The sequence below is a fragment of the Flavobacterium hankyongi genome, assembly GCF_036840915.1.
In the GTDB taxonomy this organism is placed as follows: domain Bacteria; phylum Bacteroidota; class Bacteroidia; order Flavobacteriales; family Flavobacteriaceae; genus Flavobacterium; species Flavobacterium hankyongi.
This window is the reverse complement of the sequence record NZ_CP085725.1, coordinates 2,490,440-2,516,020: the sequence shown is the minus strand read 5'-3', so window position 1 is coordinate 2,516,020 and position 25,581 is coordinate 2,490,440. Positions and strand designations below refer to the sequence as shown.

Annotated in this window: 26 protein-coding genes; 21 read left to right on the top strand and 5 right to left on the bottom strand. The window is 31.7% G+C overall.

What is annotated here, in order from left to right; genetic code table 11:
- The first annotated feature begins 60 nt into the window (after nucleotides 1-60).
- Both LJY17_RS11545 and LJY17_RS11540 read left to right on the top strand, forming a co-directional pair.
- Nucleotides 61-666, top strand: a complete 606-nt coding sequence (locus LJY17_RS11545) for a DUF4254 domain-containing protein (RefSeq protein WP_264543976.1) — start codon at nucleotides 61-63, stop codon at nucleotides 664-666.
- A gap of 11 nt (nucleotides 667-677) precedes the next feature.
- Nucleotides 678-1,709, top strand: a complete 1,032-nt coding sequence (locus tag LJY17_RS11540) for a glycosyltransferase family 9 protein (protein ID WP_264543975.1) — start codon at nucleotides 678-680, stop codon at nucleotides 1,707-1,709.
- Nucleotides 1,710-1,724: 15 nt separating this feature from the next.
- Here the strand turns inward: LJY17_RS11540 and LJY17_RS11535 are convergent, their stop codons facing one another.
- Nucleotides 1,725-2,774: a ferredoxin--NADP reductase gene (locus LJY17_RS11535; RefSeq protein ID WP_264543974.1), complete on the bottom strand. Its 1,050-nt coding sequence runs from the start codon at nucleotides 2,772-2,774 to the stop codon at nucleotides 1,725-1,727.
- 160 nt (nucleotides 2,775-2,934) lie between these two features.
- Between LJY17_RS11535 and LJY17_RS11530 the strand changes: the two genes are divergently transcribed.
- From LJY17_RS11530 to LJY17_RS11515, 4 genes are read left to right on the top strand one after another with little or no spacing between them, the layout of a single operon-like run.
- Entirely contained in the window at nucleotides 2,935-5,544 is a 2,610-nt protein-coding gene (locus LJY17_RS11530) for a tetratricopeptide repeat protein (RefSeq protein WP_264543973.1), read from the top strand.
- 3 nt (nucleotides 5,545-5,547) lie between these two features.
- Complete coding sequence (locus LJY17_RS11525; protein ID WP_264543972.1) at nucleotides 5,548-5,946, top strand: bactofilin family protein; 399 nt, start codon at nucleotides 5,548-5,550, stop codon at nucleotides 5,944-5,946.
- Nucleotides 5,924-6,148, top strand: coding sequence for an AtpZ/AtpI family protein (locus tag LJY17_RS11520; RefSeq protein ID WP_264543971.1), 225 nt, complete (start codon nucleotides 5,924-5,926; stop codon nucleotides 6,146-6,148). The genes LJY17_RS11525 and LJY17_RS11520 overlap by 23 nt, the downstream gene beginning before the upstream one ends.
- Before the next feature lies 1 nt (nucleotide 6,149).
- Nucleotides 6,150-6,554: a hypothetical protein gene (locus LJY17_RS11515; protein ID WP_264543970.1), complete on the top strand. Its 405-nt coding sequence runs from the start codon at nucleotides 6,150-6,152 to the stop codon at nucleotides 6,552-6,554.
- On the opposite strand, the gene LJY17_RS11510 is transcribed toward LJY17_RS11515, so the two are convergent.
- Nucleotides 6,551-7,936, bottom strand: coding sequence for a T9SS type A sorting domain-containing protein (locus LJY17_RS11510; protein ID WP_264543969.1), 1,386 nt, complete (start codon nucleotides 7,934-7,936; stop codon nucleotides 6,551-6,553). The genes LJY17_RS11515 and LJY17_RS11510 overlap by 4 nt on opposite strands.
- 315 nt (nucleotides 7,937-8,251) lie before the next feature.
- Between LJY17_RS11510 and atpB the strand changes: the two genes are divergently transcribed.
- From atpB to atpG, 6 genes are all read left to right on the top strand, one after another.
- Complete coding sequence (atpB, locus tag LJY17_RS11505; protein ID WP_264544837.1) at nucleotides 8,252-9,481, top strand: F0F1 ATP synthase subunit A; 1,230 nt, start codon at nucleotides 8,252-8,254, stop codon at nucleotides 9,479-9,481.
- A 30-nt stretch (nucleotides 9,482-9,511) separates the two neighbouring features.
- Entirely contained in the window at nucleotides 9,512-9,706 is a 195-nt protein-coding gene (gene atpE, locus LJY17_RS11500; RefSeq protein ID WP_264543968.1) for an ATP synthase F0 subunit C, read from the top strand.
- Nucleotides 9,707-9,795: 89 nt separating this feature from the next.
- Nucleotides 9,796-10,296 carry a F0F1 ATP synthase subunit B gene (locus tag LJY17_RS11495; RefSeq protein ID WP_264543967.1) on the top strand — a complete coding sequence of 167 codons (501 nt, stop codon included), beginning with the start codon at nucleotides 9,796-9,798 and terminating at the stop codon, nucleotides 10,294-10,296.
- A 7-nt stretch (nucleotides 10,297-10,303) separates the two neighbouring features.
- Complete coding sequence (gene atpH / locus LJY17_RS11490; RefSeq protein ID WP_264543966.1) at nucleotides 10,304-10,837, top strand: ATP synthase F1 subunit delta; 534 nt, start codon at nucleotides 10,304-10,306, stop codon at nucleotides 10,835-10,837.
- A 14-nt stretch (nucleotides 10,838-10,851) separates the two neighbouring features.
- On the top strand, nucleotides 10,852-12,429 hold the full coding sequence (gene atpA / locus LJY17_RS11485) for a F0F1 ATP synthase subunit alpha (RefSeq protein WP_264543965.1): 1,578 nt from the start codon (nucleotides 10,852-10,854) through the stop codon (nucleotides 12,427-12,429).
- A 70-nt stretch (nucleotides 12,430-12,499) separates the two neighbouring features.
- Entirely contained in the window at nucleotides 12,500-13,357 is an 858-nt protein-coding gene (atpG, locus tag LJY17_RS11480) for an ATP synthase F1 subunit gamma (protein ID WP_264543964.1), read from the top strand.
- A 66-nt stretch (nucleotides 13,358-13,423) separates the two neighbouring features.
- On the opposite strand, the gene LJY17_RS11475 is transcribed toward atpG, so the two are convergent.
- A complete protein-coding gene (locus tag LJY17_RS11475; protein WP_264543963.1) occupies nucleotides 13,424-15,511 on the bottom strand; it encodes a prolyl oligopeptidase family serine peptidase in 2,088 nt (695 codons plus the stop codon).
- Nucleotides 15,512-15,564: 53 nt separating this feature from the next.
- On the opposite strand from LJY17_RS11475, the gene LJY17_RS11470 reads away from it, so the two are divergent.
- From LJY17_RS11470 to LJY17_RS11435, 8 genes are all read left to right on the top strand, one after another.
- Nucleotides 15,565-16,005, top strand: a complete 441-nt coding sequence (locus tag LJY17_RS11470) for a GNAT family N-acetyltransferase (protein ID WP_264543962.1) — start codon at nucleotides 15,565-15,567, stop codon at nucleotides 16,003-16,005.
- Between the two features lie 39 nt (nucleotides 16,006-16,044).
- Nucleotides 16,045-17,496 (top strand): lipopolysaccharide biosynthesis protein, encoded by a 1,452-nt coding sequence (locus LJY17_RS11465; RefSeq protein WP_264543961.1) that lies wholly within the window; start codon nucleotides 16,045-16,047, stop codon nucleotides 17,494-17,496.
- Between the two features lie 110 nt (nucleotides 17,497-17,606).
- Nucleotides 17,607-18,041, top strand: a complete 435-nt coding sequence (dut, locus tag LJY17_RS11460; protein WP_264543960.1) for a dUTP diphosphatase — start codon at nucleotides 17,607-17,609, stop codon at nucleotides 18,039-18,041.
- Between the two features lie 33 nt (nucleotides 18,042-18,074).
- Entirely contained in the window at nucleotides 18,075-18,389 is a 315-nt protein-coding gene (locus LJY17_RS11455) for a GIY-YIG nuclease family protein (protein ID WP_264543959.1), read from the top strand.
- A gap of 42 nt (nucleotides 18,390-18,431) precedes the next feature.
- Entirely contained in the window at nucleotides 18,432-19,445 is a 1,014-nt protein-coding gene (locus LJY17_RS11450; RefSeq protein WP_264543958.1) for a sugar phosphate nucleotidyltransferase, read from the top strand.
- Nucleotide 19,446: 1 nt separating this feature from the next.
- Entirely contained in the window at nucleotides 19,447-20,799 is a 1,353-nt protein-coding gene (locus tag LJY17_RS11445) for a cytochrome C biosynthesis protein (RefSeq protein WP_264543957.1), read from the top strand.
- A complete protein-coding gene (locus tag LJY17_RS11440; RefSeq protein WP_264543956.1) occupies nucleotides 20,799-21,581 on the top strand; it encodes a DUF4292 domain-containing protein in 783 nt (260 codons plus the stop codon). Before LJY17_RS11445 ends, LJY17_RS11440 begins: the two co-directional genes overlap by 1 nt.
- A 14-nt stretch (nucleotides 21,582-21,595) precedes the next feature.
- A complete protein-coding gene (locus LJY17_RS11435) occupies nucleotides 21,596-22,810 on the top strand; it encodes a murein hydrolase activator EnvC family protein (RefSeq protein WP_264543955.1) in 1,215 nt (404 codons plus the stop codon).
- A gap of 30 nt (nucleotides 22,811-22,840) precedes the next feature.
- Here LJY17_RS11435 and LJY17_RS11430 read toward each other — a convergent pair whose 3' ends face one another.
- Both LJY17_RS11430 and LJY17_RS11425 read right to left on the bottom strand, forming a co-directional pair.
- Nucleotides 22,841-23,353, bottom strand: a complete 513-nt coding sequence (locus tag LJY17_RS11430) for an acyl-CoA thioesterase (protein ID WP_264543954.1) — start codon at nucleotides 23,351-23,353, stop codon at nucleotides 22,841-22,843.
- A gap of 70 nt (nucleotides 23,354-23,423) precedes the next feature.
- Nucleotides 23,424-24,371 carry an SPOR domain-containing protein gene (locus tag LJY17_RS11425; RefSeq protein WP_264543953.1) on the bottom strand — a complete coding sequence of 316 codons (948 nt, stop codon included), beginning with the start codon at nucleotides 24,369-24,371 and terminating at the stop codon, nucleotides 23,424-23,426.
- A gap of 98 nt (nucleotides 24,372-24,469) precedes the next feature.
- Here LJY17_RS11425 and dprA point away from each other — a divergent pair, with 98 nt between their 5' ends.
- Nucleotides 24,470-25,570: a DNA-processing protein DprA gene (dprA, locus tag LJY17_RS11420; RefSeq protein ID WP_264543952.1), complete on the top strand. Its 1,101-nt coding sequence runs from the start codon at nucleotides 24,470-24,472 to the stop codon at nucleotides 25,568-25,570.
- Nucleotides 25,571-25,581 lie beyond the last annotated feature (11 nt).

Sequence of the window (25,581 nt, the reverse complement as noted above, 5' to 3'; positions counted from 1 at the left end):
CAAATTCCCGATAAAAGTACAAAAAAACGCTACTTTTGTAAAAAATAAAGAGTCAAAACTATGTTTGCAGAATTTGCTTTTCCAATATTTGAGCGTTGTATCAATGACTATCACGTAATTGATGATGTGTATCAACCAGCTTTGAATCCTTATGAAAAGGGATCGATAGAATATTTATTGTATGCTAAAAACTGGGTAGATACAGTACAATGGCATTACGAAGATATTATTCGTGATCCACAAATTGATCCAGTAACAGCATTAGATTTAAAACGTAAAATTGATGCATCAAACCAAGTTCGTACAGACATGGTTGAATATATTGACAGCTATTTTTTACAAAAATATGCAGGAGTTCAGGTAAAAGCTGATGCTAAAATTAATACTGAAAGTCCAGCATGGGCAATCGACCGTTTATCTATTCTTGCTTTGAAAATTTATCACATGAGTGAAGAAGCAAACCGTGCTGAAGCAACTCCAGAACACAGAGCAAAATGTCAAGAAAAATTAAACGTTTTGTTAGATCAAAAAAACGATATGTTTGTTTCTATCAGTCAGTTAATTGAAGATATAGAAAACGGAGACAAATACATGAAAGTTTATAAACAAATGAAAATGTACAATGATGAGGAGTTAAATCCAGTGTTGTATCAAAATAAAAAATAAGATCTGTTTAGATGTCAAACATCAAACATATTTTAGTTATTAGGCTCTCGGCTATGGGTGACGTTGCAATGACGGTTCCTGTTTTGAGAGCTTTTTCTTTGCAATATCCAGAAGTAAAGGTTACAGTAGTTTCTCGTCCTTTTTTTAAACCCTTTTTTGATGGAATTCCGAATATAGATTTTTTTCCAATAGATGTAAAAGAAAGGCATAAAGGTTTTCTTGGTTTAATAAGATTATACAAAAATTTAAAACCATTGAGTATTGATGCAGTTGCTGATTTGCATAATGTGTTACGATCTAAAGTAGTTAGAAATCTTTTCGCTATTAGTGGAAAAAGAACAGCTGCTACTGACAAAGGCAGAGCAGATAAAAAAGCATTGACAAGGGCAGAAAACAAAGTTTTTGAACCTGTAAAATCGATGTTTGAAAGACATTGTGAAACATTCGAAAAATTAGGTTTTCCAATAAATCTATCCCAACCTGTTTTCCCTTCGAAGGCAATTTTGTCTGAAGAAATAACAAACATCACTGGAAATAAAACAGAAAAATGGATTGGTATTGCACCTTTCGCACAATACGATTCAAAAGTATATCCTTTGGATTTAATGCAAAATGTAATTGATGGTTTAGCAGAATCTGGAAGCAAAATATTTTTATTTGGAGGAGGAGATAAAGAAATTCAACTTTTAAACAAGTTAAAATCAAATTATCAGAATGTAATTGTTATTGCAGGTAAAATTAAGCTTCAGGAGGAGATGGATTTGATATCGAATTTAGATCTCATGCTTTCTATGGATTCTGGGAATGCGCACATTGCAGCAATGTTGGGTGTTAAAGTTATCACACTTTGGGGAGCAACACATCCTTTTGCAGGATTTAAACCTTTCAACCAACCTTTAGAATATTGTATCACAGCTGATAGAGAAAAATACCCGTTATTACCAACATCGGTTTATGGAAATAAAAAGGTGGAAGGATATGAAGATGTAATGCGAAGCATTTCATCAGAAACAGTTATTAATACAATAAAAAAGGAGCTTTAAAAGCTCCTTTTTATTTTAAACGTCATCATAATCGACGGTTATTTCGGCAGATGTGGGGTGTGCTTGACAAGTCAGAATTAATCCGCTTGCAATTTCTTTATCAGTTAAAATTGAGTTTTTCTTCATTTCCGCAGAACCATTTGTAATTCTAGCAATACAGCTACTGCAAATACCTCCTTGACACGAATAAGGAGCATCCATTCCATGTTTTAGTGCAGCTTCAAGCAAAGTTTGTTTCGATGACATTTCGAAAGTTTCTTCATCACCGTCAACTAAAACAGTAATTTTTGTATGTTCATTTTTACTTGTATCAACAGCATTTTCTTGAGTAGAAGCAGTGAATAATTCAAACTTAATATCTTTTTCGGAAACGTTTTTCTCTTTCAAAATTCCGCTCACGGTATTAATCATGTCTTCTGGTCCACACAAATAATACTTCGAAAACTCTTTACCAATGTGTTTTGTATTTAAAATATTGTTTACGACCGATTTGTCAATTCTTCCAAAAAACTCAGAATGATTAGACTGGCTGAAAACAAAATGAACAAAAAATCGACCAAGATACTTACTTTGTAATTCAGTTAGTTGATTATAGAAAATAGTTTCTTCTGGAGATTTATTACCATAAACTAAAACGAATGTGCTGTTTGATTCCTGAGCCAAAACTGTTTGAAGGATAGACATTATTGGAGTTATACCACTTCCAGCAGCAAAAGCCATATAATTTCTTTGCTTATCATGATGAGGTTCGTGTATGAACTTACCTTCTGGAGTACCTACTTCTAAAACACTTCCTTCTTTTAATTCGTCATTAGCAAACTTTGAAAAATAACCATTTTTAACTGCTTTAATTGCGATTCTTAATTCACCGCTATTTGGCGAAGAACAAATAGAATATGCTCTACGTATTTCTTTACCATCTAAAGTCAGCTTTAAATTAACATATTGCCCTGCTGTGAACTGATAAAAATCCTTAAATTCGATAGGAATATTAAATACAACTGATATACTTTGTGGAGTTTCCCTTTTAATTTCTTTTATAGTGAGTTTATAAAATGTTGACATATTTTTCTCTTTTTAGCAAAATTAACAAACAAGGCTGACATATTCTTAAATTCTTATAAAATTAAAAAATGTTATTTTTTTCTGAATTGTAAAAAGAAACGTACTTTTACAAGTTATAATACTAAAAATAGTATTTAGAAGTTATATTTAAAACTTTTATATGTTGAAAAACAATCAATTAAAAAACATATCACTAGCCTTCTTTTTAGTTACTGCAATAGCTTGCTCTACCAAAAAAAATAATTTTGTTAGCAGAAATTGGCATGCATTAAATGCGAGAGATAATACAATGTATAATGGTAGTTTAGCTCTTGATGGAGGAATTAAAGAAATTAAAGGAGAGTATCAAGATAATTTTTGGGAAGTTCTCCCAGTAGAACGTATGCAAATTCCTGAAGAAGCAATTCTTCCTGGGCAAAAAGAAAAAAATAAAAACTTTGAGCGTGCGGAGACTAAAGCTACAAAAGCTATTCAAAAGCACTCAATGAATATCGAAGGTAAAGAGAAAAATTATCAAATGGATGAAGCCCATCTTATGTTAGGTAAAGCAAGATATTATGATCAACGTTTTATCCCAGCATTAGAAGCTTTCAATTATATTTTATACAAACATACCAATTCAGACAAAATCAATGAAGCTAAAGTTTGGCGTGAAAAAACCAATATTCGTCTTGAAAACGATGCATTGGCTGTAAAAAACTTAAAAAAACTCATAAAGAAAGGTGATTTAAAACCACAGGTTACCGCTGACGCCAATGCTATTTTAGCACAAGCGTTTATTAACTTAGAATACAAAGATAGCGCAATTGCACCATTAAAAAAGGCAATAAGTACAACAAGACTAAAAGAAGAAAGAGCCCGATATCATTTTATTTTGGGACAATTATATCAATCTCTAGATTATAAAGACAGTGCTTATGCTGAATTTCAAGACGTAATAGATATGAAGCGTAAATCTCCTCGTCAGTATGTAATTCGTGCACATGCTAAACAAGCATTGCTTTTAGATCCAACGAAAGACACTTTAGCATTTGTAGAAAAATATAAAAAATTACTTAAAGACAGAGAGAATAGACAGCATTTAGATGTTTTGAATTTCGAAATGGGACTTTTTTATGATAAAGTAGGTAATAAGCAAAACGCAATAAAGTATTATAATAAGTCATTAAAAAGAGGTTCAAACGACGCATATTTGCAGGCATCAACATATAGAAATTTAGCGACTATTTATTTTGATAAGGCTAAATATATTACCGCTGGGAAATATTATGATAGTACTTTAACTAAGTTGGTTAAAAAGAATAAAGAATATTATGTAATTGCTAAAAAGAAAGAAAACCTTGTTGATGTAATTAAGTATGAAGGTATCGTATCTCATAATGATAGCATATTAAAGCTAACATCAATGTCTGGCATTGAGAGAGTAGCTTATTTTGAAAAACATATAGCTGATTTGAAAGCAAAAGATTCTATAAAAAGAGTTTTAGAGGCAAAACAAAAGGAATTAGCTAGCCAACAAGGTATTCAAGATATTGGAAAGCCAATAATGAATCCGCCAGGAATGAATGAAACAATTTTACCTCCAGGAAAAGCCGATATGATGCAACCTCCTGGTTTTAAAGGACAAGATGGAGCATTTTATTTTTATACTCCTACAACTGTGGCTTATGGTAAGGTTGAGTTTCAAAAAAGATGGGGAAAAAGAAAATTGATTGAAAATTGGCGCTGGTCTACAGAAAAAGATAATATTATTGTAGAAAACAATCAGGAAATAAAAACAGAAGAAAAGAAAGAAGTTGTTGTTGATGAAAAATATTCAACAGATTTCTACATTAGTCAATTACCAACATCACAAATTGTTTTAGATAGTTTGGCAAAAGAAAGAAATTTTGCTAATTATCAGTTAGGTGTAATTTATAAGGAGAAATTCTCTGAGCAAAAACTAGCTGCTTCAAAATTTGAAACAGTTTTAAAAAGTCAGCCAGAAGAGCGTTTAATTTTACCTTCGCTTTATAATCTTTATAAAATTTATGAGGTTTCAGATATAACCAGAGCCGAAGAAATTAAAAATAAAATAATTTCACAATATCCAAATACAAGATATGCTCAAATATTAAACGGAAGTATTCCAGCGGAAGAATTGTCAAATGAAAATCCTGAAAATGTTTATAAGAAAACGTATGAAAAGTACAGTAAACAAGAATATGTTGATGCTCTTCAAACTCTAGACAAATCAATTCAGCAATTCGCAGGAGATGATTTAATTCCAAAATTTGAATTACTTAAAGCTAGTGTTTTAGGTAAACTTAAAGGGTTAAGTGAATATAAAAAGGCGGTCAGTTATGTTGCAGTTACTTATCCAGATTCTAATGAAGCAAAACAAGCTGAAGATATTTTAAAAGCTAGTATCCCAAGAATGGAGCAAAGAATATTAACTCAGGATACCGTTTCTACAAATTGGAAATTACTTTATAAAGTTGGAAAAAGAGATGATGTAGAGACAGTTAAGCTAACTGAAAAATTAGAAAAGTATTTTGCAGAAAAACAGTACGACAAATTTAAAGTGTCTTACGATGTGTATAACGAAACGACAAGCTTTGTAGTAGTACATGGGATTTCTTCAAGAGACTTTGCAAGATATCTAATTACCTTACTTAAAGAAGATAAAAAATATAAAGTATTAAATCCAGCACAAGTAATATCAAGTGATAATTATTTGGTTATCCAAATTCACAAAAACTACAATCAGTTTTTAGAATTAAAGATGTAACATATGTTTGAAAAAAGCACAAAATCATATACAGACTTTTTAGGTAAAACAAACCGAATTGTTGAAGGAACTATTATAAAAGGTGATATCGACTCTCAGGCCGATTTTAGATTAGACGGTCACTTAATTGGAAATTTCGTTTCAAAGGGAAAGTTGGTTGTTGGACCAGCTGGAAGTGTTATTGGCGACATTACATGTAAAAATGTTGATGTTGAAGGTAGAGTTGAAGGCAAAGTAACTGTTCAGGAAATTTTAAATGTAAAATCTAAAGCAAGTATTCATGGTGAAGTTACTTGTGGTAAACTTTCTGTAGAACCAGGTGCCGATTTTAGCGCCTCGTGTGTTATGAAAACCTCAGTAAAAAATATTCTTCCACCAGATGGAGAACAACAAACCACCTAAAGGATATAATAAGTGGTTAGCATTTATAAACATTCCTATTCAAATGGGAGTAATTATTTATGCTTTTTATTGGATAGGATTATGGTTGGATGAAAATCATCCAAGCGAAAAAGTATACTATTATAAAATACTTACTCTAGTTGGAGTTTTTATTGCTTTGTATAATGTTATAAGGCAAGTAAACGAAATAGGAAACAAATAAAATGAAATTAAAACTTAACGTATCTTTTTTAATATTACCAATTCTTTTCAGTTTTTTTCTTTTTGTTATTTATATACTTGCAAAAAACCTTTTTGATTTTCCAGACTTGACATTATTATCATTGCCTTCTATCCTTCTTTTCTTTGGAGGAATGTCTTTAATACTTTTTGGAATAATTGAAGCAATTTTTATAAAAAACAAAGAAGTTGTGGGAATGAGCTTTATGCTTATTACTACAATCAAGACAATAGCTGTTGGAATAGTTGGTAAAGTTTATATTTTAAGCCAAAATATAACTTTTGAAAAATGGAATTACTTTACACTATTTATTCTTTATTTGTTATTTGAAACAATAGTCATTGGAAGAAGACTTAACAAAACTGTTTTTTTAATGAAGAAGGATTAGTTCTTTATGAACTTTTTCTGAAATTGTTTTCCTTCAACTAAAAACTCTATAAAGTAGAAGCCAACAGAAAGAGTTTCAATATTAATTTGAGAAATATTCCCAATGTTTTCTAAAACAACTTTTCCATATAAATCATAGATTGTAACCTTATCTAAAGTAATATTTTCTTTATTTTTTATGTTAATTATTCCATTTGAAGGATTAGGATAAATAGAAATGTTTTCTGAGAGCATCTTTTCATCAGCACTAAGGGTTGGACAAGTTGTAGAGGTAGGACTTGTCTTAAAGTTCATCGATGTCCCATCACCTACTTGGCCATAAGTATTGTTTCCCCATGCATATAGTGACCCATCATTTTTTAAAGCGAGAACGTGTGTACCACGCATCGAAATGATTTGCCAATCAGTCGCACTCCCCAGTTGAATAGGACTGCTGGTAAAGCTAGAGCTTGTTGTGCCATTACCTAACTGACCTGTGAGATTTGCACCCCAATTCCAAACTGTTCCATCAGATTTTTTTACAATTGTATTTTGACTTCCTTTACTTATAACACTACATCCATTAAGTGAAACAATATTAAAAGGACTTGTAATATTAGTTCCTGCACCACTGGTCCCAATACCCAATTGCCCTTCATTATTTCCTCCCCACACCCACAAAGTCAAATCATCTTTAAAAGCAACACTATGTATAGTACCAGCAGCAACTTTGTTCCAATCAGTATCATTTCCAATTTTTACTGGAGTATTTTCATTAACTGTTGTTCCATTTCCTAATTGACCCAGACTATTTACACCCCAACCATAAAGATTACCATTTGTTTTTATGGCCAAAGAATGATTTGCTCCTGCAGAAATTGATTCCCAATCCGTCTGATTTCCAATTTGTATTGGGGAATTTTTAGGAACTACACTTCCATCCCCTAACTGGCTATTATCATTTCTACCCCAAGCCCAAAGTGTTCCATTTGTTTTTAATGCTAATGAAAATTCATCTCCAGCCGAGATAATTGCCCAATCAGTATCAGTCCCAACTTGAACAGGGACATTAGAATTGGTATTGTTTCCATTCCCTAACTGACCAGATGAATTTAATCCCCAAGCCCAAAGTGTTCCATTTGTTTTTAGAGCTAAAGTATGCGATCCACCACAAGATATTAATTGCCAGTCTGAGGCTGTTCCAATTTGTGTAGGAATTGTTCTGTTGGCCACAGCGCTACCATCTCCAATTTGACCAAAATTATTTCTACCCCAAGTCCACAATGTACCTCCGGCTCTTATACCAACAGAATGTGCAACGCCAGCAGAAACTGATTGCCAACATTGAGCAAAAAATATCGAAGATGTCAAAAGGAATATATAAATAAGTAATGTTCTTTTCATAGTTTTGGGTTTTTGTAAAAGAAACTTTACAGCGAATGTAAACAAAAATAAGTTATTAACAATTTGAAATTAAATATATCGATAAAAAACACAAATTTATCGGTATAAAACATTGTTAAATCTGTATTTTTTAATTTTTTTTACATGTAGAGTTGTTAACAATGTGAATTAAGGAGATATAAAGGTGTACTTATTTTTCATTTAAAAATACCTTCTCAAAACAGTTTTTTAAAAAAAGTATTTTAATCGTTTTGGATATTAATAAAAAATGTACCTTTGCACGAAATTTACAAACACAGAAATATAGATTTTTATATGGTAATTCCAAGAAAACCTGTATCATTGATAATGCCAGCTTTTGTAAGCTTATTTTCGATTGTTGCTTTAGCAAATCCAGTTTCCGATTCTACACACGTAGCAGTTAAACCTGTTCACGAGACTCATGCGATTACGCATGATACAGTAACACATGCAGAAGAGGCTCATGTTGAAGCTGGACATGAAGAAAAACATGGAGGTCCTGTTAATGAAAAAGATGAAGTTCAAGCTTATATTGAGCACCACTTACAAGACTCTCATGATTTTTACTTTTTCGCAGATGGGGAATCTGGGAAACATTATGGTTTTTCTCTTCCTGTAATTTTATGGGATAATGGAATTCAGTTTTTCTCTTCTTCAAAATTCCATAACGAAAAAGAATTAGCAGAAGTCAATGGTAACTTTTACAAAATGGTTCATGGTAAAATTTACAAATCAGATGCTCAGGGAACTGTGACTTATGATGCTCACCATCATCCAACAAACGTAAAACCTTTAGATTTTTCTATTACAAAGAATGTACTTTCAATGTTATTAGTTTCTGCTTTGTTGTTATTCATGTTTACAAGTTTAGCTAAATCATATAAAAGAGGTCCAATACCAACAGGTTTTGGTAGAATATTAGAACCGCTTATCATTTTTATTAGAGATGAAGTAGCTATTCCTAATATTGGAGAAACAAAATATAGAAAATACATGGGGTTCCTTTTAACAGTGTTCTTCTTTATTTGGTTATTAAACCTTTTAGGTATGACTCCTATAGGAATCAACGTTACGGGTAATATTGCAGTAACTGTTTGTTTAGCTTTATTTACTTACATTATTACTCAATTTAGTGCTAATAAAGATTACTGGGGACACATTTTCTGGATGCCGGGAGTACCAGTTCCAATGAAAATTATATTAGCACCTATTGAATTATTAGGAACGCTTACAAAACCATTCGCTTTATTAATTCGTTTATTTGCAAACATTACTGCAGGTCACGTAGTAATAATGAGTTTAATTGCAATGATTTTCGTAGGCAAAAATTTAGCGGCTGATATGCCGATATCAATTGGATTAACATTGTTTATTTCTGTAATCGAATTGTTGGTAGCATTCTTACAAGCGTTTATTTTTACAATGTTATCATCATTATTTATAGGTATGGCAGTTCAGGATCATCATCATGAAGGACATGAACATCATGATGGTCATGATTATAGTGATAACTCAATAGTTTAATTTAGAAGTTTAATTTTTAATATATACATTATGAACATTCCAATGTTAGTAGGTGCAGGTTTAGTAGTAATCGGTGCTGGTTTAGGTTTAGGTAAAATCGGTGGTTCTGCTATGGACGCTATTGCTCGTCAACCAGAAGCTGCAGGAAAAATTCAAACTGCGATGATTATTATCGCTGCTTTATTAGAAGGTTTAGCATTCGCTGCTTTAATCTTAGGAAAATAATAAAGAAAACATTTAACAATACCTGTAACGGTTGGTTACAGGTGTTGTTTTATCAATTAAAAAATTAAAATCATTTTATACTCAACATAATGGAGAAATTAATTAACGATTTTTCATTCGGTTTGTTCTTCTGGCAAGCTATTATCTTATTAGTGTTAATTTTATTATTGGTGAAATTTGCGTGGAAACCAATCATGGAATCAATTACCGCTAGAGAAGAAGGTATTAAGGATGCTTTACTTTCTGCAGAAAATGCTAAGAAAGAAATGCAAGATTTACAAGCTAACAATGAGCGTATCTTACAAGAAGCTCGTTTAGAGCGTGATACTATGCTTAAAGAAGCTCGTGAAATCAAAGAAAAAATGATTGCTGATGCTAAAGAAGAAGCTCAAGTTCAAGGTCAAAAAATGATCGAACAAGCTAAAGCTTCTATTGAAGGTGAGAAAAACGCTGCTATGGCAGAATTAAAATCTCATGTATCTTCACTTTCATTAGAAATTGCTGAAAAATTATTAAAAGACGAATTATCTAACAAAGAGTCTCAAGTAAAATTAGTTGAGAAAATGTTAGGTGATGTAAAATTAAACTAATTCTATCATGTCAAGTACAAGAGCAGCCATTCGCTATGCGAAAGCAATTTTAGACTTAGCTAACTCAAAAAGCGTAGCTTCTGAGGTAAGCAAAGACATGACTTTGATTGCGAATACAATTAACGAAAATAAAGAGTTAAAGGATTTCATCGAAAACCCAACTCTTAAAAATGAAGTAAAACACAGTGCATTGTTAGAAGTTTTTGCTTCTGTAAATGGTGTTACTCAAGGTTTATTTCGATTGTTGTTCGAAAACAAACGATTCGGAATTTTAGAATCTATTGCAGTAGAATACAATAAATTATTTGATGAAGCTAACGGAGTTGAAGTTGCTAAAGTAACTACAGCTATTGCTATGTCTCCTGAATTGGAAGCAAAAGTTCTAGCTAAAGTAAAAGAGTTTTCAAGCAAAAAAGTTACTATCGAAAACACTGTAGATCCAGCCATAATTGGAGGATTTATTTTAAGAATAGGCGATAAGCAATACAATGCTTCTGTTGCCAACAGATTACAAACTTTAAAAAGAGAATTAAGTAATTAATTATTTATATAATTATGGCGGATATTAAACCTGCTGAAATTTCAGCAATCTTAAAAAAGCAATTATCAGGTTTTGAATCTGGTGCTACGCTAGAAGAAGTAGGAACAGTACTTCAAGTAGGAGATGGTATCGCTCGTATCTACGGGCTATCAAATGTTCAATATGGTGAGTTAGTAGAGTTTGATAACGGTATGGAAGGTATCGTATTGAATCTTGAAGAAGACAATGTTGGTGTGGTATTATTAGGCCCATCTACAGGTTTAAAAGAAGGTTCAACTGCTAAAAGAACTCAACGTATCGCTTCTCTTAAAGTAGGTGAGCAAATGGTAGGACGTGTAGTAAACACTTTAGGTTTTCCAATTGATGGAAAAGGACCTATAGGTGGTGACTTATACGAAATGCCTTTAGAGCGTAAAGCACCTGGTGTAATTTTCCGTCAACCAGTAACTGAGCCATTACAAACAGGTATTAAAGCAGTAGATGCTATGATTCCAGTAGGTAGAGGTCAACGTGAGTTGGTAATTGGTGACCGTCAAACTGGTAAATCTACCGTTTGTTTGGATACTATCCTTAATCAAAAAGAATTTTATGATGCTGGGAAACCAGTATTCTGTATATATGTTGCTGTAGGGCAAAAAGCATCTACAGTTGCAGGTATTGCTAAAACATTAGAAGAAAAAGGAGCAATGGCTTATACAGTTATTGTTGCTGCTAATGCTTCTGATCCAGCTCCAATGCAGGTTTATGCTCCATTCGCGGGTGCTGCAATTGGTGAGTACTTCCGTGACACTGGTCGTCCAGCTTTAATCGTTTATGATGATTTATCTAAACAAGCTGTTGCTTACCGTGAGGTGTCTTTATTATTAAGAAGACCACCAGGACGTGAGGCTTACCCTGGAGACGTTTTCTACTTACACTCTCGTTTATTAGAGCGTGCTGCTAAAGTTATTGCTGATGATGATATCGCTAAAAACATGAACGACTTACCTGAGTCATTGAAACCAATCGTTAAAGGTGGTGGTTCATTAACAGCTTTACCAATCATCGAAACGCAAGCGGGTGACGTTTCTGCATATATCCCAACAAACGTAATTTCGATTACTGACGGACAAATTTTCTTAGAGTCTGATTTATTCAATTCTGGTGTACGTCCTGCGATCAACGTAGGTATTTCAGTATCTCGTGTTGGAGGTAATGCGCAAATTAAATCGATGAAAAAAGTATCTGGTACATTAAAATTAGACCAAGCTCAATTCCGTGAATTAGAAGCTTTCGCGAAATTTGGTTCCGATTTAGATGCAGCTACTTTAAATGTAATCGAAAAAGGTAAACGTAACGTAGAAATCTTAAAACAAGGATTAAACTCTCCGTTTACAGTAGAAGATCAGGTAGCAATTATCTATGCTGGTTCTAAAAACTTATTAAGAAACGTTCCTGTAAATAAAGTTAAAGAATTCGAAAAAGATTTCTTAGAATTCTTAAATGCTAAACACAGAGATACATTAGACGCTTTAAAAGCTGGTAAATTAGATGACAACATTACTGATGTTATTGAAAAAGTAGCTAAAGAAGTATCTGCAAAATATAACTAATACGTAATTGGAAAATCAGCGAATGTAAATTCGCTAATTTCTGATTCGCTAATTTTCTAATTTAGAAAAAATGGCTAATTTAAAAGAAATCCGTAATAGAATTACTTCAGTTTCATCAACGATGCAAATTACATCTGCGATGAAAATGGTTTCGGCTGCAAAACTTAAAAAAGCACAAGATGCTATTACAGCTATGCGTCCTTACGCTGAAAAATTAACTGAATTATTGCAAAATCTTTCAGCTACTTTAGAAGGTGAGGTTGGTGGAGACTATACTAATCAACGTGAAGTAAAGAAAGTATTATTAGTAGCAATTACTTCAAACAGAGGTTTATGTGGTGCTTTTAATACTAACGTGATTAAAGAAATCAAAAATATCACTGAAAAGTATCAAGGTGTTCAGGTAGATGTGTTGGCTATTGGGAAAAAAGGAAACGACGTTCTTAAGAAGACTCATTCAATTGTTGAAAACCAAAGTGCTATTTTCGATAATTTAACATTCGAAAATGCAGCTAATGTAGCATCATTGCTTACAGATAAATTTGTTGCTGGAGAATATGACCGTATCGAATTAGTATATAACCAATTCAAAAATGCGGCAACTCAAATAGTAAAAGCGGAACAGTTTTTACCGTTGGCACCAATTGAAAAAGGAACTGCTGTTGCTGGAGATTATATCTTTGAACCTTCAAAAGAGGAGATTGTGATGACTTTGATTCCTAAATCATTGAAAACACAATTGTATAAAGCTATTCGTGATTCATTTGCTGCAGAGCACGGTGCACGTATGACAGCAATGCACAAAGCAACAGATAATGCTACTGAATTAAGAAATCAATTGAAATTAACATACAACAAAGCGCGTCAGGCTGCAATTACTGGAGAGATCTTAGAAATTGTTGGCGGAGCGGAAGCGTTGAACGGTTAGTCATAATATTATAGTATAAAAAAAGTCCCATTAATTAATTGGGACTTTTTTTATTATACGATTTCTCTACTCTTTAATTAATACTCTAATTAAAAAATCATAAAACTGCGCTTTTTCTTCAACAAATTTGTTGTAAGTATTACCACCATAATGACCTAATTCTTTTTTAGTGATTAAGATAATTCTGTTTTTTTGGGCTTCCCTATTTTGCAAAGCTGCTGCAAACTTATAAGAATGTAAAGGAGGCACTCTATCATCATTATCAGCAGTAAAAATAACTGTCATAGGATAGTTAACATCCTTTTTGATTTTATGTAATGGAGAATAAGAAAGTATTGATTTGAATTCAGTTTCGATTTCTGGATTTCCATATTCTGTATGATGGAAGTTTCCAATAGTGAATTTATCAAACTTTACCATGTCGAAAACACCAACTTTAGGTAAAGCTAATTTATACAAATCAGGTCTTTCAGTTAATGCATAACCAACAACCAATCCACCTTGTGATCCACCTGTAATGGCTAGTTTATTTTGATTAGTATACTTTTCTTGAATTAAAAATTCTGATGCATCTATAAAATCATCAAGTCCATTTTTTCTATTTAAACCAATTCCTTTTTTGTGCCAGTCTTTTCCTTTTTCACCGCCACCTCTAATTTCGGCAAAAGCATATACTCCACCCTTGTCTAAAAAATGTAGTAAACCATTGTCATATCTTGGACCACTAATTGTACCAAAACCACCATAAGCTTCTAATAAGCAAGGATTATTCCCATTTAACTGTAATCCTTTTTTATAGATGATTGTAATAGGAACATCAATATTTTCTCTATTTTTGAAAGAAATACATTTAGTTTCAAAATAATCTAATGGAAATACTGTTGGTTTAGCTCTATTTACTGAAGTAAAAACCTGTTCAGGGTCTTTACTATTTAATAAATTAACTCTAAAATTTCTGTTAGGTATAGTATATGAAGAAACGGTAAAGTAAATGTCTTTAGTTTCTTCGTCAAAGTTTTGGAAAGAGATATTACTTCCAATAGGGGTTTCTATTTTCTTAATAAACTTCCCTTCATAATCATAAACAGATAGATATGTTTTACCAAGTGTTTTGTATTTGCAAAATAAATAATTATCAGTGAAAGATGTGTTTACTAATAAGTGATTGTAAAATTGTGGAATAATTTGTTTATCATCTGATTTATTTTTTAAATTAAAATAGCGAACCTCTCCCCAATTATATTTGTCAGTTGAATAATAAATTCTGCCAGCATGATAGTTTATAAATCTAAATTCACCATTAGCACTTTCATAAAACTTAGTCAATGTGAAATTCTGATCATCTAAGTTGGAATAATAATAACTTTTTTTATTACTTTCATTATCTTTTTCAATCAAAAAAAAGTTAGATTTAGAAGTAAAAAATTGAACATCTTTATTTGATTTTGTTCCATCATAAACAAGTTCATCTTTATCTTGTGTTGTATTCATTCTGTGATAAAATACATGATAAGTAGAATCCTTTTCAAATTGATTTTTATTAGAATTTAATTTATAAAAAACACCTAAATCTTTATTCCAAGACACATTTGAAAATTTAACATTAATTAATGTGTCCTTTAATTTCTCTTTTCTGTTAATGTCTAAAAATCTAATTTCTAATTTATCACTTCCATCAATTCGTAATGAATATGCTAAGTAATTAGAATTTTTTGAAGGATAATAGTTTTCAATATTTACATTTTTGTTTTTATATATTTTATTAGGGTTGACTAATTCAATTGGTTCTTCGTCTAATTTTTTAAGCATGAATAAGTAAGGAGACTTTTTATTATCTACAGTTAATAGTTTGTAAAAGTATCTTCCCCTTATAGAAGGTAATGAACCCGTTGAGTTTTGATCGTAAATTTTGATCGTTTCTTTGGTTGATACAGATTTTTTAACTGCTGCATAATAACCTTCAGCATAAGCGTTTTGTCTACTAACCCAGCTTTTTGTTTCGTCAGAATCCATTTTTTCTAACCATGAATATTCATCATTAAAGGTTAGTCCATGTTTTGTGATAATGTTTTCTACTTTTTTAGTTTCAATGCTGCTTTGTGACTGTGAAAATATGCTAAAGCAAAAAAGGGCTAAAATAAATTTTAATTGCATTTTATAAGTTTTCGGCAAAAGTACCGTAATTTTATACATGCTAAAACTATTTTATGCAACTAAAAGAACTTACTACGATTGAAGAGATGTTGACTCAAATAGAGACAATACATTTTTTATATCCCAAAATGACAATCGAAAAATATAAAGAATACTTGTCACTAATGTTACCACACAATTATAAGCAGTTAGCAGTTTTTGAAAATGATGTTTGTGTTGGAATTACAGGTTTTTGGAAAGGAGTAAAGCTATGGTCAGGACCCTATCTAGAAATTGACAATTTTGTGGTCCATCCAGAGTACAGAAAAAAAGGGATTGGAAAACTCATGACCGATTATATAGATGCTAAAGCTAAAGAGTTAGGGAGTACTATGATTGTTCTTGACGCTTATGTCGAAAATTTTACCGCTCATAAATTTTATTATAATCAAGGATTTGTTCCCAGAGGGTATCATTTCTTAAAAATAATTAATCCAGAACAGTTAAGTTCATAATAAAACAAATATTACATTTGTCTTTTAATAAAATACACTTTGAGCGTCTATAAAAGCCTTTTCAAACAAACTTTGATTTATGGGTTGGCAACAGTATTGCCTAGAATGATAAGCTTTATGCTTAATCCATTATATGTGCATGCTTTGCCTAAGGCAGAATTTGCAGATGTCTCCATTATATTTGCATATCTGGTTTTTTTTAATGTCATTCTTTCCTACGGAATGGAAACAGCCTTCTTCCGATTTTACAATATAGAAGAGGATAAAAAAAATGTGATTTCTACTTCGACAGTATCTCTTTTTTGGTCATCAATTATTTTCTTATGCATAAGCTTAATTTATAGAGAAACTATTGCCGATTGGATTAACGTAAAAACTGAGTATATCACTTATACTATTTGGATTTTAGTATTAGATGCTTTGGTCATTATCCCGTTTTCTAAATTTAGAGCAGAAAGCAGACCTATGAAGTATGCCGTAATAAAAATTGCAAATGTAGGTATCAATTTTGGGCTTAATATTTTCTTCTTAATGGTTTTGCCTAATCTTTCTAAGGATAATATTTTAAGCACTTTTTATTTTGAAAATTTTCAAGTAGGATACATTTTTGTATCTAATTTATTAGCGAGTTTGTTCACCTTTATTGTGGTTTCAAATAATTACTTTAAAATCAACTGGCATTTTGATTATGAGCTTTGGAAAAAAATGATGCGTTATGGTTTACCTATACTTATAGCGGGAATTGGGTTTGCAATCAATGAACATTTCGATAAAATTTTACTTGAAAAATTCAATGTTCCTAAAGCAGATATTGGCGCCTATTCGGCTTGTTATAAATTGGGAATGTTCATGGTATTATTTAGAACGGCTTATACCCTTGGAATTGAACCTTTTTTCTTTAGTCATGCCGATAAGGAAAACGCATCTCAAACGTATGCAACAATCACAAAATATTTTGTAATCTCTGGATCATTTATTTTACTTTTTGTAATTGTTTTTATTGATCTTTTAAAACAACTTTTAGTGCCAAGTCCCAAATATTGGGATGCAATGAATGTTGTTCCGCTAATTGTTTTGGCTAATTTCTTTTTAGGTATTTATACTAATCTTTCTGTTTGGTATAAATTAATCAACAAAACTCATGTTGGAGCTATAATTTCAATTTTTGGAGCCTTGTTGACCCTATTATTTAATTTTTGGTTAGTACCTACATTAAGCTACTACGGATCAGCAATAGCAACTATAGTAGCCTATGGAAGTATGATGATAATATCCTATTATTTGGGACAAAAAAAATATCCAATACCCTATGATATGGAAAAAATTATAGGATATATAGGTGTTTCGACATTACTATCAACATTATCATTTTATGTTCCAATATTGCGAAACAGTTATATCTTCGGAATATTTGCCTTAATCCTTTTTGCTTACTATATTTATCGTAATGAAAAAACAACTATTCTAAAAATCTTAAAAAAACAACAATAATTTTCAGGAGCTATTTCCCGCTATCCGCTATATCTTTTTAAAGGTCATTTCGAAAACCTCAATAACCTTCAAAAAGGATGCCGCTATTATCGGGGCTAAAAAATATAAGTATGGAAATCAAAATCATCAACAAGTCGCAACACCCTTTACCACATTACGAAACAGATTTATCTGCAGGAATGGATTTAAGAGCAAATCTTGATGAAACTATCACCATTCCGCCATTAGGAAGAGTTTTAGTGAAAACAGGACTATTCATTGAACTACCAGAAGGATATGAAGCACAAGTTCGTCCTCGAAGCGGATTGGCATTCAAAAAAGGAATTACAGTTTTAAATTCACCTGGTACAATTGATGCAGATTATAGAGGCGAAGTAGGGGTTATTTTAGTAAATTTATCAAACGATTTCTTCGATATAGAAAACGGAGAGCGCATTGCTCAATTAGTTATTGCAAAACACGAGCGTATTTTTTGGCATCCAGTAGAAGTTTTGTCTGATACAGACAGAGGAGAAGGAGGTTTTGGTAGCACCGGAGTAAAATAATTCCTGCGAAAGCAGGAATCTTTTGTAATAAAAATGAAATTATGGTATATCTACATAATGACAAATAAACCTAATGGTGTTATATATGTAGGGGTTACGGATAACTTATTAGAAAGAGTTAAAGAACATAAATTAAAAGTTTATCCAAATTCATTTACTGCCAAATATAATTGTGACAAATTAGTTTATTTCGAAGAATGGAAAAATGGGTTTGAAGCGACAATGCGTGAGAAACAATTAAAAAAATGGAAAAGAGATTGGAAATTAAATTTAATTAAAGAAATGAACCCAACTTGGTTGGATATAAGTATAAATTGGAATTTCAATTTTAATAAAATAAGAGAATAAAGTTTAATTTAATAAGATACCCGCTTTCGCGGGCATAAAAACATGAAAATAATCGTTCCTATGGCAGGACGTGGTTCACGTCTTCGTCCACATACATTAACAGTTCCAAAACCATTAATTCCAATTGCAGGAAAACCAATTGTTCACAGATTGGTTGAAGATATTGCCGGAGTAATAAATCAAAAAATAGATGAAATCGCTTTCATCATCCACAAAGATTTTGGTACAAAAGTTCCAGAAGATCTAATTGCAATTGCCGAAAAATTAGGCGCAAAAGGAAGCATTTATTATCAAAATGAACCTCTAGGAACGGCACATGCAATACTATGTGCAAAGGAAAGTATGGAAGGTCCAATTGTTGTTGCCTATGCCGATACACTTTTTAGAGCCGATTTTACGTTAGATACTTCAGCAGATAGTGTGATTTGGGTAAAACAAGTAGAAGATCCAAGTGCTTTTGGAGTAGTACAATTAAATGATAACAACCAAATTGTTGATTTTGTAGAGAAACCAACAAGCTTTGTTTCAGATTTAGCCATTATTGGAATCTATTATTTCAAATCTGGAGAAACGTTGCGAGGAGAGCTTGAATACTTGTTAGACAACAATATTCAGAAAGGTGGCGAATACCAACTAACAGACGGATTGGAAAACATGAAACAAAAAGGCATGAAATTTGTGCCTGGAAAAGTAGATGAGTGGATGGATTGTGGTAATAAAGAAGTAACTGTTGAAACAAATTCTAGAATGCTTCATTTTTTACATGAAGAGGATTCAACGAATTTAGTTAATGATAGTGCTAGAATTGAAAATTCTACTATTATTCCACCATGTTTTATTGGAGAGGATGTAGTTTTAATTAATTCAATCGTAGGGCCCAATGTTTCTTTAGGGAAAGCAACACATTTGACAAACGTGAAAATTAAGAACAGTTTGGTACAAACTCATGCGCATATTAGTAATGCAAATTTAGATAATGCAATGATTGGAAATCATGCTACGTTTAATGGAGATTTTAAAAGTATAAGTATTGGAGATTATTCAGTTTTAGAATAATATGAAAAGTAAAGTGTCAAAAAATAGTTTTCTAATAGCTGGAATGTTTTTCATTTCGGCTTCACTTTTGGCACAAACTGAACCAGATGATATTGCTTTAGTAAATGATGAGTTTCAGGAATCATATTACGAATCGCTGAAGCACAAAGGGATGGAGAATTATGATAAAGCAATAGTCTCGTTAGAAAAATGCTTAAAGTTTCAGCCACAAAATGCAATAATCTATCATGAACTAGGAAAGAACTACTTCTTTCAGAAAGATTTCAATAATGCTGAAACCGCTCTGATAAAAGCGACGCAAATTGATCCTAATCAAAAATGGTATTGGATTGATTTGTATGATGTTTATTATGAAATCAAAAACTTTAACCAAGCTATTTTAACTGTTCAGAAGATAATTCCTTTCGATAAAAACTATAAAGAGGATTTGGTCTCACTCTATATGTATACCGCTCAATTTGATAAAGCTTTAGTACTTATAAATGAACTTGACGAAACAGTAGGAAAAACAGAAATGCGTGATCGTTATCGATTAGAAATTAATTCACAATCTAAAACAAATGCTTCGGATAAAAAAGACCTCGAAAAAGCCATTCAACAAAACCCTAAAATTGAAGAAAATTACATTTCTTTAATTTATAAATATTCTGATAATGGGCAAGAGGAAAAAGCTTATGAAGTTGCAAAAAAATTAGAGAATAATATTCCAGATTCAGAATGGGCACAAGTTTTCTTGTTCAAATACTTCATAAACGACAACAAAGGACAAGAAGCTGTAATTGCTTTTGAAAAGGTTATGGAAGGAAAGCAAATTGATAAAAAAATCAAGTTTAAAATGTATAATGAACTTTTGATTTTTGTATTAAAAAATCCTTCATACGAACCTCAATTAGACAAAGCAACAGCCTATTTTGAAAGTGATAGTGAGTTTAATGTTTACAAAGAAATTGGTAAGTTTTACTATAAAAAAAGTAGCTGGGATTTAGCAATTAAAAATCTGGAAAAAGCATATCAGAAAGACAATACAGATATTGAGACAAACGTTTTTTTACTAGCTAGTTATGAAGAGAAAGCTAATTTTGAATCAATGCTAAAAAAAGCTAGCGACTTGGTAGATTTGTATCCTAGTCAGCCAGAGTATTATTATTTTGCTGGAAAAGCAGCCAATAAACTTAAAAATTTTAAAAAAGCCAATGATTTTTTAGAGTCTGGTCTAGATTATGTAGTGGATAATATCGATTTAGAAATTGATTTCTGTACAGAATTAGCAGAGATATCAAAACAACTAGGAAGCTCCCAAAAAAGTGATGAATATTTGGCAAAAGCCAATATGCTTAAAAAGAAGAAAAAATAATGCGAAGAATTTTCCCGATACTATTTATTACCATAATAATGGTTTCATGTAAGCCAAAACAAAAAACAGTTGTAAACGAAGTTGCTAAAGAAAATATTACTGCGTTAACGGTTGAAAACATTGCTGCAAATCATTATGCAGTAAATAGAAATTTTAAAACAGCTTATATTAAAGCAAATGTAGATTATACAGATCCTAAACAATCTCTGGGACTTTCGGCAGATATTAGAATAAAGAAAGATGAAATTATACTTGTAAGTGTAAAAATGCTGGGCATTACAATGGCAAAAGCTATGATTACACCTTTGGAAGTGAAGTATTATGAAAAAATGGGAGGAAAGTATTTTGAAGGAGATTATAAAACCTTAAGCAACTGGTTAGGAACAGATCTTGATTTTCAAAAAGTACAAAACATGCTTTTAGGTCAGTCATTAGATGATTTAAACAAAGGTAAATACGCATCACTTTTAGAAGATGGAATGCCAAAACTTGAAGATACATCAAAACAAAATTTTATTAAAACTTTTGTTTTCGACCCTGCTACATTTTGGCTTAAAAGACAAGAAATAAAACAAAACGACCCTGCAAGAAAGCTATTAGTAAATTATTCTGACTACAAATCGTTTCCAGAAATGGTTTTACCACAAGAACTTACTATTTTTGCAATTCAAGATAACAAAACCACAACCATAAATATTAGTTATAGGAATGCTACATTCAATGAGGAACTTACGTTTCCTTACAGTGTACCAAGTGGTTATGAAAAAATTAGTATAGAATAGTCAACAATCAAAGAATGTTAAAATATATCATTTCCGTTTTCGTATTATTTTCGACACTGACCACTTTTGGTCAGGAAGAGGATAGACAACGAAAATTAGAACAGCAAAAAGCTAAACTGCAAGAAGAAATTCGTGAGCAGGAGAAACTTTTGAAGGATCAAAAGAAAAAAGAAAAATCAGTCGTAAATGTTGTGGTTCAACAAACGGCAAAAATTAGCTTACAACAAAAATTGATTAATGTTACCGAAAAACAAAAGAAAGTTTTAGGGAACAGTATGTATATTAATCAAATAAAAGTAAACGGACTAAAAAAAGACTTGACAATTCTTAAGGAAGATTATTCTGAAATGATTGTGAAATCTTACAAAAGCCGATCAGAACAAAGTAAAGCAATGTTTTTACTTTCTTCAGAGAATTTTCTTCAGGCTTACAAAAGAGCTCAATACATGAAGCAATATTCTAACTTTAGAAGAATGCAAGGCGAAGAAATCAAAGCTAAAACACAAGAGCTTGAAGTTTATAACAGTAAACTTTCTATTCAGAAAAAAGAAAAGGAGAATCTAATAGTTGAAAGTGAAAAAGAAAAGCGAGAACTTGAAAAAGAGAAGCAAGAACAACAAAGATTGTTAAACACAATTAAGAAAGATAAGATTAAGATTATAGCTGAGATTAAGAAAAAACAAAGAGAATCGAAAGCTATAGAAAAACAAATAGAAAGATTAATTCGTGAAGCCATTGCTGCGGCAAATAAAAAAGTAGGTAACACAACAAATACAACAACTTTCGTATTAACGCCAGAAGCAAAAGAATTGGCAAATGATTTTAGATCAAACCGAGGCAGATTGCCTTGGCCAGTTGAAAAGGGATTATTGACAAAAAAATTCGGAAGACAACCACATCCGCTTGAACCCTCTATTATGATTGAAAGTAGCGGTGTTGAAATTTCTTCGGAAATGGGAGCAAAAGCAAGAGCTGTTTTTAGTGGTGAAGTGAGTGAAGTACAAATGGCAGCAAACGGTACTGCAACAATTGTAATTCGACATGGTGACTATATAACAACTTATTCAAACCTTGGAAAAGTGTATGTAGGTAAAGGTGATAAAGTATCTACAAAACAGTCAATAGGAGAACTTCACTTTAATAATTTTACTGGAAAAGCGATTCTTAAGTTTTTGATTTATCAAAATACAACAAAACTCAATCCACAATCTTGGATTATTAATATGTAATAAAAAAGGGAACCGTTGAGTTCCCTTTTTTTATGAAGTAAATAACGCTTTTAGTTCTGTAGCATCGTGTGGCTTCATTTTACCAGCTAAAACTAAGCTTAATTGTTTTCTGCGTAATGCAGCATCGTATCTTAGCTTTTCTTCATCTGTTTGGGGAATTATTTCTGGCACTTCAACAGGTCGACCTGTTTCATCAACAGCAACAAAGGTATAAATTGCCTCATTTGCTTTTGTACGAATTCCAGATTCTCTATCTTCAGTCCAAACATCAATATAAATTTCCATAGAAGATTTGAAACTTCTTGAAACTTTAGCTTCAACAGTTACTACACTTCCTAAAGGAATAGCTCTATTAAAGGCTACGTGATTTACAGATGCGGTTACGGTTATGCGACGAGAATGACGACGAGCTGCAATACTAGCGGCTCTATCCATTCTTGCTAATAATTCACCGCCAAATAAATTATTTAAAGGGTTTGTTTCACCAGGTAAAACTACGTCTGTAAGGACGGCTAGTGATTCTGAAGGGAATTTTGCTTGCATTGTTTTTTTTGACAAAGGTAAGGGTTATTACTAATAAAAAAGCCTTTCAAATTTGAAAGGCTTTCTACGATTATAATTCTTGAATCAGCAACCAGGCATTTTTGTCCTTTGTTGTCTGAATTTGAGTTGCTTCGTATTGGGCCTCAGTATAAGTGGCATAACTACCATAAACTACAGGATACAAATCTTCGCCGTTTTTACTTAAAATCCTTGCTTTATATCCTTGTGCTTCTAATTCATTTAAAGCTTTTTGTGCATTACTTTCACTTCTAAAAGAACCAAAAACGATATGGAAAGGCAAAGTTTTCTTTTCTTCAATTGTTGAAGTACTGCTAGAAGCAACAGGGTTGTCTATAAAGAAAGTAGCTTCTTGAATTTTTGTCTTAAGTTCTTTCTGAACTTCATTTCTCACAATATTTGTTTCAATTTCTGCTTGCTGCGAAACATAGGCAGAATAACCAAAACCAGCGCCACCTAAAGACATGATAAACATAGCAGCATATTTTAAATATGGTTTTGCTTTTCTAGTTTCAGGAAGTAACTCAATAGTTGGTTTTTCTGCAACGACAATTTCTTCAATTACTTTTTTAAGTTCCTCACGTTTCACTATTGGAGAAACATAAGAGCTTAATCCGAATGAATTCGTTAGATAATTCACTTGTGAAGAGGCTTCAAAAACGATATTGCCTTCGCTGTTTTTTCTTAGTAGACCAATATTCTTTAGAATGCTTACTTCTCCAACTTCTAAAGTAGCATTTAATGCTTTCACCACATTTTCAATAACTAAAACAGCATCTGTATAACTTATTTTTTCAGCTACAGAAATGTGATTTGCTAATAACCCATCATTGTTTTTAATGTATGAGTTAAACGAAATTACTTTTTTAGGCGGATAAAAAGTATGATTGCTTTCTTGAATTGAAGCCGAAACAGTTTCAGTCAAAAAAGCACCAAATCCTGGTAGTGTTACACATGGGTAACGATACAGTAATTGCGATATATGATGTGAAATATTCATAAAAACAAAAATAAAGAATACAAGTCAAAATAAAAATTTTATCAACAAATTTTATTAACATATTAAATTTTGATTTATTTGCCACAAAATTATACGCCATGTTAGAAGTTGAAATTTTACATTTATTAGCCTTACAAAATATTGAAGGAGTTGGAGATATAACTGCAAAAAAGCTCCTTAACCATTGTGGTTCTGCCGAAGAAATATTCAAAGCAAAACCAGCTCAATTAGCTTCGATAGACGGTATAGGAAAAAAAACTATTCAAAATATCCTTAATAAAAATGCTTTTGTTGAAGCTGAAAAAGAGCTTCAGTTTATCCAAAAAGAAAAAATAAAAGTTCTTTTTTATAAAAATGATGATTATCCAGAAAAGCTTAAGCATTGTATTGATGGGCCAATAGTACTTTTTACTTCTGGGAATATCGATCTTCAACAAAAAAGGATAATAAGTATTGTTGGAACTAGACAAATCACATCTTACGGAATCGATTTTTGTAAAAAGTTTATTGCTGATTTAGCACCACTAGACCCAATAATTGTTAGCGGTTTTGCTTATGGTGTAGATATTATTGCTCACCAAGCTGCTGTGGATAATGATTTGCAGACTATCGGAGTTCTAGCCCATGGTTTAAATCAAATTTATCCCAAAACACACAAAAGATACATGAGTAAAATAGAAAGCAATGGTGGATTTATGACTGATTTTTGGAGTACTTCAAACCCGGATAAAGAAAATTTCATTAAAAGAAATAGAATAGTAGCTGGAATTTCTGAAGCTACTGTTGTTATTGAAAGTGCTGAAAAGGGGGGCTCACTTGTTACTGCAACAATGGCAAACGATTATAATAGAGAAGTGTTTGCGGTTCCTGGAAGAGCGACAGACAAATACAGTCAAGGGTGTAACAATTTGATAAAAACCCAAAAAGCAAACTTGCTTACCAGTGCTGCTGATTTAGTTTACAATTTGAATTGGGATATTGTAAAAAAAGGAAAATCAATTCAAAAACAACTTTTTGTTTCACTAGAGCCAGAAGAGCAAAATCTTTTTGATTTTTTAAAGATTAATGGAAAAGAGCATATTGATATCATTGCATTAGAAATTAATATACCTGTGTTTAAACTTTCTTCATTATTACTCAATATGGAACTTAAAGGTGTGGTAAGACCCTTGCCAGGTAAAGTTTTTGAAATAATTTAAAATTCAATATC